The organism is Mycobacterium gordonae, assembly GCF_002101675.1.
Taxonomy (GTDB): Bacteria; Actinomycetota; Actinomycetes; order Mycobacteriales; family Mycobacteriaceae; genus Mycobacterium; species Mycobacterium gordonae.
The window spans coordinates 51,369-61,727 of sequence record NZ_LQOY01000038.1 but is presented as its reverse complement, the minus strand read 5'-3'; the positions used below and the strand labels follow the sequence as shown (position 1 = coordinate 61,727).

At 65.8% G+C, this 10,359-nt stretch carries 10 protein-coding genes and 1 pseudogene; 5 read left to right on the top strand and 6 right to left on the bottom strand.

All coding sequences use genetic code 11. The features are described 5' to 3' along the window. Nucleotides 1-246: pseudogene (locus tag AWC08_RS07090) on the top strand (hypothetical protein); the annotation flags it as partial. 155 nt (nucleotides 247-401) lie between these two features. Beyond that, the gene (locus tag AWC08_RS07085; protein WP_065133351.1) at nucleotides 402-719 is read left to right on the top strand and encodes a DUF4333 domain-containing protein; all 318 of its coding nucleotides are present in this window, start codon (nucleotides 402-404) and stop codon (nucleotides 717-719) included. On the opposite strand, the gene AWC08_RS07080 is transcribed toward AWC08_RS07085, so the two are convergent. The 4 genes from AWC08_RS07080 to AWC08_RS39525 are packed head-to-tail and all read right to left on the bottom strand — an operon-like array spanning nucleotide 700 to nucleotide 3,034. Beyond that, entirely contained in the window at nucleotides 700-1,650 is a 951-nt protein-coding gene (locus AWC08_RS07080) for an NAD(P)H-dependent flavin oxidoreductase (protein ID WP_065133352.1), read from the bottom strand. The genes AWC08_RS07085 and AWC08_RS07080 overlap by 20 nt on opposite strands. Next, nucleotides 1,640-2,044, bottom strand: coding sequence for an NYN domain-containing protein (locus tag AWC08_RS07075; RefSeq protein WP_069434210.1), 405 nt, complete (start codon nucleotides 2,042-2,044; stop codon nucleotides 1,640-1,642). Before AWC08_RS07075 ends, AWC08_RS07080 begins: the two co-directional genes overlap by 11 nt. A gap of 21 nt (nucleotides 2,045-2,065) precedes the next feature. Further along, the gene (locus AWC08_RS07070; RefSeq protein WP_069434211.1) at nucleotides 2,066-2,323 is read right to left on the bottom strand and encodes a hypothetical protein; all 258 of its coding nucleotides are present in this window, start codon (nucleotides 2,321-2,323) and stop codon (nucleotides 2,066-2,068) included. Nucleotides 2,324-2,383: 60 nt separating this feature from the next. Further along, nucleotides 2,384-3,034, bottom strand: a complete 651-nt coding sequence (locus AWC08_RS39525) for a PE family protein (protein ID WP_269456604.1) — start codon at nucleotides 3,032-3,034, stop codon at nucleotides 2,384-2,386. A 326-nt stretch (nucleotides 3,035-3,360) separates the two neighbouring features. On the opposite strand from AWC08_RS39525, the gene AWC08_RS07060 reads away from it, so the two are divergent. The 3 genes from AWC08_RS07060 to AWC08_RS07050 are packed head-to-tail and all read left to right on the top strand — an operon-like array spanning nucleotide 3,361 to nucleotide 7,994. Then, nucleotides 3,361-3,687 carry a PE family protein gene (locus AWC08_RS07060; RefSeq protein WP_232007945.1) on the top strand — a complete coding sequence of 109 codons (327 nt, stop codon included), beginning with the start codon at nucleotides 3,361-3,363 and terminating at the stop codon, nucleotides 3,685-3,687. 31 nt (nucleotides 3,688-3,718) lie between these two features. Continuing rightward, nucleotides 3,719-5,113, top strand: a complete 1,395-nt coding sequence (locus AWC08_RS07055; RefSeq protein ID WP_065133560.1) for a WS/DGAT/MGAT family O-acyltransferase — start codon at nucleotides 3,719-3,721, stop codon at nucleotides 5,111-5,113. A 1-nt stretch (nucleotide 5,114) separates the two neighbouring features. Beyond that, nucleotides 5,115-7,994, top strand: a complete 2,880-nt coding sequence (locus AWC08_RS07050) for an MMPL/RND family transporter (protein WP_069434213.1) — start codon at nucleotides 5,115-5,117, stop codon at nucleotides 7,992-7,994. Here the strand turns inward: AWC08_RS07050 and AWC08_RS07045 are convergent. After that, nucleotides 7,983-8,663, bottom strand: coding sequence for a response regulator (locus tag AWC08_RS07045; protein ID WP_069434214.1), 681 nt, complete (start codon nucleotides 8,661-8,663; stop codon nucleotides 7,983-7,985). The genes AWC08_RS07050 and AWC08_RS07045 overlap by 12 nt on opposite strands. After that, nucleotides 8,645-10,348, bottom strand: coding sequence for a sensor histidine kinase (locus tag AWC08_RS07040; protein ID WP_174900758.1), 1,704 nt, complete (start codon nucleotides 10,346-10,348; stop codon nucleotides 8,645-8,647). The genes AWC08_RS07045 and AWC08_RS07040 overlap by 19 nt, the downstream gene beginning before the upstream one ends. Between the last annotated feature and the right edge of the window lie 11 nt (nucleotides 10,349-10,359).

The following is a 10,359-nucleotide window of genomic DNA, read 5'->3' as shown; positions in this document are numbered from 1 at the left end:
TACCACACCGAGGTCCACCACGTCTCCGGCTGGACCACCACCTTCTACACCGACATCCACGACCTCACCCTCGCGTGCGGCCCCCACAACCGCCTCGCCGAAAAAGGCTGGACCACCCGCAAAAACGCCAAAGGAGACACCCAATGGATCCCACCCGCCCACCTCGATCACGGCCAACCCCGCACCAACACCTTCCACCACCCGGAAAAGCTGTTCACCACCGAAGACGACGACGAACACGATTGACCTACCTCGATAAGGTTGCATCCTTCCGGGTTTGACCGCCGGAGGGAGATAACGGCGCATCCGTGCAATGCGCCGAGATGCGGCCGTGCTCCACTAGGCTCAGGGCAGCCACGCTTTCGCCGAACAAGCCCAACCGTCAGCCAAGGGGCAGCGAGATGACCTTCGCCCATTCGACCGGTATCCGGCTTGCCGCGGCGGCACTGGCGGGGCTGTCAGCGCTGTCTCTATCGGCCTGTGGCAATTCGACAGTGAAGCCCGAGGGCGCCGCACAATCGGTCGTCGACGTCGTCTCCAGACAGACGGGCTTCCGCCCCACGGACGTGAACTGCCCGTCAGGAGTGGAAGCGAAAGTGGGCCAGCAATTCGACTGTCACTTCACCGGACCCGAGGGCAAGCCCTACACCGCACACATGCGAGTCACCAAGGTCGACGGCGAGACGGTCTTGTTCGACGTCAACTCCCGGCCGAGCTAGGCAGCCGCTCGGCGGTGGCCGCGAGCACCTGCCGACACCCGCTCCACATGCGGGCGATGATGTCGGCCGCCGGCGGAAGGTCGTCGATGCGTCCGGCTACCTGACCGGTATTGGCAACGCTGGCATCCATGTCGCCGTCGAAGTAGAGTCGCTGCACCCGCTGCAGTGCCGCCCCTCCTTCCTCGAAAGAGTCTGAAGCATCAAGTTTTTCAGCCGCCGGGGTCCGGATCACACGCATCATCCGCCGCCCGTCGAGGGGGAGTAGCACCGTGGAGGTCTCGTCGGCGCTGACCACCGCCTGCTTGAGATTGCCGTGCACCGGCGAGTCCGCGGACGCCAGCAGTCGGGTGCCCATCTGCACACCGTCGGCCCCGAGGACCAGCGCGGCAGCCATCGATCGGGCATCGCAGATGCCACCCGCCGCCACGATCGGTACGTCCACGTGAGCTGCCACCAGAGGCAGCAGTACCATCGTCGATGCTCCGAAACGGTTCTTGAACCCGCCTCCCTCGACGCCTTCTACCACCAGCCCGTCCACCCCGGCGTCGACGGCCTTCCGCGCCGCCGCCAGCGTGCCGACCACATGAAACACGGTGATACCGGCGTCGTGCAGTCGGGCGGTGAACAGCATCGGGTCACCCGCCGACGTGGTCACGAAGCGAATGTTGTTGGCAGCCAGCAGGTCTATGACGGCCGGGTCGCGATTGAACAGCAGCGCGATGTTGGCCCCGACGGGCCGGTCGGTCAATTGGTGAACCCGCCGCACATCGGCGCGCCCCTGCTCCGAGGTGGTTTCGATGATGCCCAGTGCACCAGCGTTGGACACCGCCCCGGCCAGCTGCGCACCGGCGATATAGGTCATCGGCGCCTGGATGATCGGAATGTCGATGCCGGCCAGCGCGCACAGCCGATTGGCCTGGTCAATCGGCATGGCGCCCCTCGCTTTTCGCGTTGCGCGGGTCGATCAGGTCACGAAAACCCTCGGCGCGGATAACCGATGCGCCGAGACTCCGGACCCGCTCGGCCAGCGCCCTGTCTGATGTCACGACCCGGATTTCGCCGGGCCGGGCGTAGGCCTGGACGAGCCCGACAATCTCGTCATCGGCCGAATTCGCCGCGGCTCGAGGAGCATACGCCACCTCGACCAGCGAGGAGCGGATCGGCGTCGACGGCGGGCGCTCGAACACCACCGTGACGGCTTCCTGCTGGGCGTGTGCCCACTGGTCAAGCCGGTCGGTCAGCGTCACCATGGCGCGCTGACGGTCCTTCCACCAGCCGTCCGGGCGACTCCCGATCACGTTCATTCCGTCGACGATCCACCGCACACCACACGGTACGACGACAGATCAGAACCAGCGACGTCTGCGTGCGCTCCGGCTGTAATTCTGGGCACTTTCTTCCAGTGCCCCCAAGGCATTGATGATCTCCAGCTGCGACAGGATCATCAGTCCGTTCAACTGCTTGAGTCTTTCCGGGTTGGCGGCAATCGACTCCTCATCGTCGACATAGATGAGCAGAAAATCCCGCAGCGCCTGACTGCCCTTCATCCGCTCGGGGACTTTCATCTGCCGCAAGACAGCGGCCATCTCGGGCTCGTCGGTCACAACAGCGCTCCTTCACGTCGAGTGTCACGCGTTAGCGTAGATCCCTCGACGTCGCGAAACTCAGAGCAGTCGCTCGCGGGCCTGCTCGTCCTCGCCGTCGTGCTGGCGGTCATCTTGGTCGTCAGCCGGCGCGGTGGTCGAGGCCAGACTTGCCTTCGAGGAGCCGCCGGCAGCACCGGCACCGCTCATGCCGCTGCCCAGCGGGGCCGCACCGCCCATCGCTGACGAGCCGGCGCTGGCGGCCGTGGAGGCCATCGATGATGACGCCGCCTCGGACGTGAAACCGGCCAGCACCGGGTTGCTCGCCGCTGCGCCGAGTTGGCTTTGCAGCGCCGCGGTACCCAGCCCGGCACCGCTCAAGCTCGACCCTGCGGCCGACCCGAACCGGTTCATCGTGGCGGCACTGAACGCCACCGCGCCGGCCGCCGCGTCGTCGGACTCGTTGTACATCCGGGCAATGTCGGTCAATGCGGTTCCGGCCCTCATCAGCTCTTCCTGAGCCGCGGCGTTGGACGCCAGCATGGTCGCGGCCTCTTGCGCAAAAGCCATCACCGCCTGCATCGACACCTCTTCCCCGCCGGCAGGTATCAGACCGGTCAACACCGTCATGGCCGCCGTCGAACCGGCGCTGAGCCCCTGGCTACCGATGTCGACCAACTGCGAACCGATGTCACCGGCGGCCGGATCATGCGACATGGAATCCATTGCCATCTGCGTGCTGCTCCTGTGTTTGTGCGCGCCTGCCGCCGGCGAGCCCGCCGGTCCAAGCGCGCTGGACAACATCTCAATTCTAAGGTCCCCGAGGAAGGTCCCGAAGCACTTTCTGACGCGGCCGAACCAGCGATGAGCACAATGCGCAAAACTGCGAAATCGTCGCTTACTCCGACTATCGCCCACAACCGCGACACATCCACCATCGCGCCCTAAGTTCGATCTCAAGCAATAACGCGATTTGCAATGCGGTAAGCAGCGTCTGCCGATTTCGCAGTGCAGGGAATTTCGGCACCGCACAGCCCAGGAGTAAGTCAATGCAACCCATGACATTTGATCCGGTCGTCGGTGACATCGGTGCGCAGGTCGTCCAGATCGGCATCAGCAGCCTGCAGGCCGGCGACCACGCGCAGCAGTCGATCACCGGTCTGGCCCCCGCCGGCTCCGACGAGGTATCGATGCTGGCAGCAACCGCTTTCGAGCAGCATGCCGGCTCGCTACTAGAGGTGCACAGAGCCGCCCAGGAAGAACTGATGCGTACCGGTGCGGCACTGACGCAGATCGCGCAGACATACACCGATGCCGACCGGGCCGCCGCGGAATCCGTGATTATCAGCGCGCTGCCTATGTCGAATACGTGGGCCGCTGAATAACCGTTGACCATCTTCGAATAGGGAGCACGCAATGACCGCATTCAATGTCACCAAAACACCGAATTCTCCATTTGCCGGCGGCGTCGACAACGTGATTGATCTGGCCGACCAGGCCATGTTCCTGGGAGAACGGGCCACCGGAGCAACCGGCCTGCTGCAGTGCGCGTGGGATTACCACCACGCGATCGACATCGACGGTCTGCGGCGGTTTCATCAGCACCTGCAGCAGGGAAGGCTGCGGCGCGCCATCGAACGCTCACCGTTGCCGTTCGGCCGCCACCGTTGGGTGAGTCCGCGACACTTCTCCGACATCGAGATCGTTGCGGCCCGCCCGCGTGCCGACTTCGATGCCTGGCTGGTCGAGCAGGCTCACACCCGGCTCGACGCCGAGCAGGGGCCGCCTTGGCACCTTGCGGTGCTTCCGTTCGCCGAAGGCGGCGCCGGCGTCAGCCTGGTGCTCTCACACTGCCTGGCCGACGGGCTGGGGCTGTGCGAAGCGCTGGCTGATGCGGCTTCGGGTCGCGACGGCGCCATGTGCTGGCCCGCCCCAGGATCCGCTCGTCGTTCGCGGGTGCTGCGCGCCGACATCCGTCAAACCGTGCGGGACAGTCGCGCCTCAGCGCGCGCCGTCGCTGCGGTGGCACGGATGGCCTGGCGGGAACGCGGTGGCGCGGCGCCGTCACCCGGACGCCTTGCGGGGCGCGACGAGCCGATCGCCATGCCGATGACGACGGTTTTCCTGGACGGCGACGAGTGGGACGCCCGCGCGCACGCGGCCGGCGGCACCAGCAACGCGCTGTTCGCCGCTGTGGCCGCCCGGCTGGGTCAGCGGGTGGGACGGATCGCCACCGATGGCTCCCTCGTGTTGGCCATGCCTGTCAACGAGCGCATTCCCGGCGACACCCGCGCCAACGCGGTGACCAATGCCGACATCACCATCCCGCGGGTACCGATTCCGACCGATCTCCGCGAGATCCGGGCGACGATCAAAGACGCGCTGATCCGCCACAACGAGGTACCCGACGAGCGGTGGGCCTTGATGCCGCTGGTGCCGTTCCTGCCCAAACGACTGGTCAAGAGGTTGGTCGGGGTCGCCGCCGGTACTCCAAGCACCGTCGTCGCATCCAACCTCGGCGCCGTCGACCCCGCTGTCACCCGCGCCGACGGCACGCCGGCCCACAACTTCGCGATGATGTCGCTGTTTCCCGGTGTGACAACCTCGATGATGCGCAGCACCGGAGGACGGTTGGCACTGGCGTCCGGGCGCGTGCACGGCCGCCTGTTCATCTCCGTGCTCGCGTATCAGCCGGACCGGTTCAACTCAAATGACGTTCTGCGGCAGGACCTTCTGGCCACGCTGGGAGAGTTCGCACTGACCGCCACCTGCGGCTGGCCACAGCCCGGGCCACGTGACGAGGCCGCCTGACATGACAGTGCTGGGCCGCTTGGTGGTGCGCGCTCCGTGGCTGGTGATCGGCGCCTGGCTGACTGCGCTCGCCGTGCTGATCGTGGCTTTCCCGCCATTGAGCCAGGTGGTGGAAAGTCGCACGGTCCAGCCACTTCCGCCGAGCGCCATGGCGGCGGCGGAACAGATGGCCAAGGCCTTCGGCGAATCCGCACAGAACACTCTGGTGGTCGTGCTCACCGACGAGCGTGGTCTGCAGCCGGCCGACGAAACTACCTACCGGAAGCTGGCCGCCACGCTGCGCGACGACACCACCGATGTCACGGCGGTACAGGACCCGTTCAGCACTCCGGCGCTGCGCCAGGTCATGGTCAGCCCGGACCACAAGGCGTTCTTCATGGCCGTGACGCTGCGCGCGCCCACCGGATCGCCGGAATCGTCGCAGGCCTACCAACGCGTTGCCCGAGTGGCCAAGCTGGCGACCGCCAACGGCCCGTTGAGGGCCGATGTCACCGGGCAGCCGGCCGTGCTGGGTGACCTGTCGATCGTCACCGAGCACGATATGCACCTGATCGAGATTGCCACCGCGTTGTTGGTGCTCACCATCCTGGCCGTGATCTACCGGCGACCCGCCACCGTGCTGCTGCCTTTGGTCACCATCGCAATATCGGTGGCCTCCGCACAGCGGGTCGTGTCCGCGCTCACCCAACTCGGCCTGGGCGTCTCGGCGCTGACGACCGTCATGATGACTGCGGTAATCGCCGGCGCGGGAACCGATTACGCGGTGTTTCTGATCAGTCGGTACCACGAGCACCTACGGTCTGGCAGGGAATCGGACGTCGCCGTGGTCGATGCGCTGCGCTCGGTCGGCAAGGTCATCGCGGCCTCGGCGGCCACCGTGGCCGTCACCTTCTTCGCCATGGTCTTCACCCGCCTACCGGCTTTCACATGCGTCGGGCCGGCGCTTGCCGTGTCGATTGTGGTGTCTTTCGGCGCCGCCGTCACGCTGCTGCCGGCCATTCTCGTGCTCGCCGGCCGGCGCGGTTGGGTGGCTCCGCGGCGGCCACTGACCGATCGACTGTGGCGACGCTCGGCCGTGCAGATCGTCAGACGCCCGAAAGTCCATCTCCTGGTTAGCCTTTCGATTCTGATCTCGTTGGCCGGCTGCGTGACGCTGCTGCACCCGACCTTCGACGATCGCTCTCAGCTGCCGGCATCGGCGGAAAGCAACCGCGGGTTCTCGGCGATGGACCGCCACTTCGGTGCGAGCACGCTACTGCCGCAATACATTTACCTGCACTCACCCCGCGACCTGCGCACTCCGCAATCGCTGGCCGACTTGGAGCAGATGGCGCAACGGGTGGCCGCATTGCCGGATGTCGCTGCGGTGCGGGGGATCACCAGACCCGCCGGTTCGCCGCTGACTGCGGCGGAGCTGAGCTTTCAGGCCGGCGAAGTCGGAGCCAAACTGCAAACCGTGTCCACTCAGATCGCCGACCGCAACGACGATCTGAATGCATTGACGAGCGGGGCTGACGAACTCGCCGGCAATCTTGCCCGGGTCCGTGATCAGGTCAGCGGCGCCGACGGGTCGATTACCGCACTCGCCACCAGTTTGAGCCTGGCCCAACAGCAGCTCGACGAAGCCGCCAGCCTGTTGAGAACACTGCGAGATCTGCTCAATGCCGGGCCCGGCGTGGCACCGCTGGCCGCAGTCATGGATGCCACAGGGCCGATGCTCAACGCCCTGAACAGCAGCGCTCAGTGCGATGCCGACGCGAGCTGCCGCAACGGACGCCAGCAGTTGCAACACCTCGTCGCGACCCACGACAGCGCAATCGCTGATCAGGCCGTTTCGGTGGTGCGGCGGTTGCAGGCAGCTCTGGATCGGCTGCGCAGCCTGCTGACGGAGGCGGGCGGTCCAGCCGGGGTTCAGCGCACCATCACCCACCTCCGTGACGGCGCCGACTCACTGGCCGGCGGCAGCCGGCGATTGGCCGAGGGTGTTCGGGCTCTCGTCGATCAGACCAGGCAGATGGGCATCGGCATGACCCAGGCCGCAGATCTGCTGCTGTCGATGAAGCGCGATGCTGCCCAGCCCTCGATGGCGGGCATGTACATCCCGCCTCAGGTGCTGGGCTCGGCGGACTTCAAGCGCGCCGCCGCGGTGTTCATCTCACCCGACGGACATTCGGTGCGCTACCTCGTCGAGTCGAAATTCGCGCCGTTCAGCGCGGCGGCGATGGATCAGGATTCCGCGATACTCAACGCCGCCCGCAGCGAGCAGCACGGTTCGACACTCGCGGATGCCTCGATATCGATGGCCGGCACCACCGCGATGTACAACACGACGCGCAGTTACTACAACGGCGACATCCGGCTGGTCGTCATCGTGACGCTGCTGGTGGTTTTCCTGATCCTGGTCACGGTATTGCGCGCGATCGTGGCGCCACTGTATCTCATTGCCTCCGTGGTCATTTCCTACCTATCGGCGGTCGGCTTGGGTGTAGCGTTCTTTCAGTTCGTGTGTCATCAGGCCATCTACTGGAACGTTTCGGCGATCGCTTTCATCATGCTGGTCGCGGTCGGCGCCGACTACAACCTGCTGCTGATCACCCGGATCAAAGAAGAAGCCAGATTCGGTGTCCGCTCGGGCATCATCCGCGCGGTCCGGTCCACCGGCGGAGTGATCACCTCGGCCGGGCTCATCTTCGCCGCTTCGATGTTCGGGCTGTTGTTCGGCAGCATCTCCATCATGGTGCAGACCGGTTTCGTCATCGGGATGGGTTTGCTGATCGACACGTTCGTGGTGCGCACGATCACCGTCCCCGCGCTGGCGGCAATGATCGGAACGGCCAATTGGTGGCCCAGGCTCGGCCGGAAAGCGGATTCAGCGTCGTGATCGCGCTGCCGGATCGCCCGTGACGAACTCCTGTTCCGGCCGGCCCGTCGTCCCGTACCGCAATCCCACGCTGACCTCGCCGGTGGTGGCCAACGACGCCAGATAGCGTTGCGCCGTTGCCCGCGAAATGCCAATGGCGCCGGCCACCTCGGCCGCCGACATCGGCACCTCTGATGCTTGCAGAGCCTCCAGCACGAGCTTTTTGGTCGGCGAGGCCACGGTGGTGGGTGACTGAGCCGGAACCACTTTGGGACGCAGCGCATCCAGCGCCGAATCCACGTCGGCGGCAGTGAGGTTCGGACCGGACAGGATCTTGCGGTAGCGCGCGTAGCCGGCCAGCCGCGCCGCCAGTTCGGTAGTGGCGAACGGTTTGACCAGGTAACTCACCGCGCCCGCTGCCATCGCGGCACGGATGGTGTCGGCTTCCGTCGCCGCCGTCAGAACCATGCTGTCGCCACGCAATTCGCGAATGAAGTCGATGCCGGAGCCGTCCGGCAGATAAACGTCGACCAGCGCCAGATCGACCGGGGCGGCCTGACGTGCGGCCACCAGCGTGTTGGCGGTCGCAGATACGGCGAAACCAGGCATCGCCTCGACGATTCCGGCGTGCATGTTGGCAACGCGGAAGTCGTCGTCGACCACCAAGACGGTCAAATCTGTTCCACCCATTGCTCCTCCTCCGTCATCACCCCCGGCAGGCGGGCGATGAACTCCGCACCCACCAACCCCTGCTGTGCGGCCGGATTGCCCGGACTCGACAACCGAAGCTCGCCGCCCAGCGAGCGGCTGATCTGGCGTGACAAGGCCAATCCGATGCCGCGCCCGCCGGGGATGCCGGAGTCCGGCTTGGTTGTGGTCCCTTCGGTGAACAACTGCGCGACGAAGTCGGGCGTGACACCGTCGCCGCTGTCGGCCACCGTGACATGCAGCGTCGAACCTTCCTGCAACAGTTCGATTTCGACCTCTTTAGCGGGATTCGAACCGGTTCGGGCGGCGTCGATCGCATTGTCGAGCAGGTTGCCCACCACGGTGGTGACATCCACCGGAAGTTCGAGCCTGCCTGATACCCAGGTGTTCTCACCGATCTTGAGTGTCACACCGGCTTCCCGGGCAGCCGCGGCCTTGGCTCCCAGGAACGCCTGCAGATGGTTGTCGCGGATGGAATCGATGCCCGGCAGGGCCGAGCCGAGCGGCCCGGATCCGAGCAACTCCTCCAAGTACTGCAACCCCTCTTCCACATGGCCGGTGTGCAGCAGCCCATTCAGCAAATGGAGCCGGTTGGCAAACTCGTGCCGCTGGGAACGCAGCGCGGTGCTCATCACCTGAACCGCATCGAGTTGCCGGGTCAGCGATTCGACGTCGGTGCGGTCGCGCACCACCAGCACGGTGCCCAGTGGCCGACCGTCCCGCTGCACTTTCCGGGCCGAGACCACCACGATGCGCTGGCCGACGGTGGCCAGTGCCGGTGCCGAGTCGGCCGCGTGGAACACATCGAGAACCCGTGGAGTCAAGCCGATTTCGTCGATGCGCCCACCCAGTTCGGTGCCGATCTCCAATAACCGGCATGCTTCGTCGTTGACGAAGGTGATGCGGCCGGTCTCGTCTGCGGCCAGCACGCCCTCACCGATGCCATGCAACACCGCCGCCTGCGTGCGGACCAGTTCGGCCATCTCCGCCGGGCGCAGGCCCAGCGTCAATCCGCGCCACCGCCGGGCCAGCGCCACCGAACCCACCACACCGATCAGCAGCGCAGCCCCGCCCAGCGGGGCCAGCACGCGCAGATTCTTCGAGAACTGTTCGTCGAACTCTTTGGTGGAGATGCCGACGCTGACCATGCCCAGCACCCGGTTGGTCCCCGGCTGCAGCACCGGCACCTTGGCGACGATCGAGCGTCCCAGCGTGCCGGACTGATGCACCACCTCTTCCTGGCCGCTCAGGGCCTTCGAGGGATCGGTGCTGACTCGCAATCCCAACTCGTCGCGATGGGGATGGGCGAGCCGGATGCCCTGCGTGTTGGTGATGACGACGAACAACACGTGGGTGCGCTGCTCCACCCTCGACGCGACGGACTGTAAGGGCCCGGTCTCCAATTCGTTGACGAGCGCGGACGGCGCGGTCACGGTTGGGTTCAAGCGGATGTCTTCGTAGCGCCCGATGTTGTTGAGCACCGTAGGGGACGAAGCCACGACACGCGCGATATCCATTGCGTGCACACCGTATTGGAGGTCGAGGCGATGGCGGTTGAACTCGGCGAACAGCCCGAACGCCACGATCAGGGTCAGCGTGACCAGGACCAGTTGCAGCAACAGCACCCGGCTGGCGAGCCGCAAGTCGATGCGACCCCTGGTGGGCATGCAGGGACACT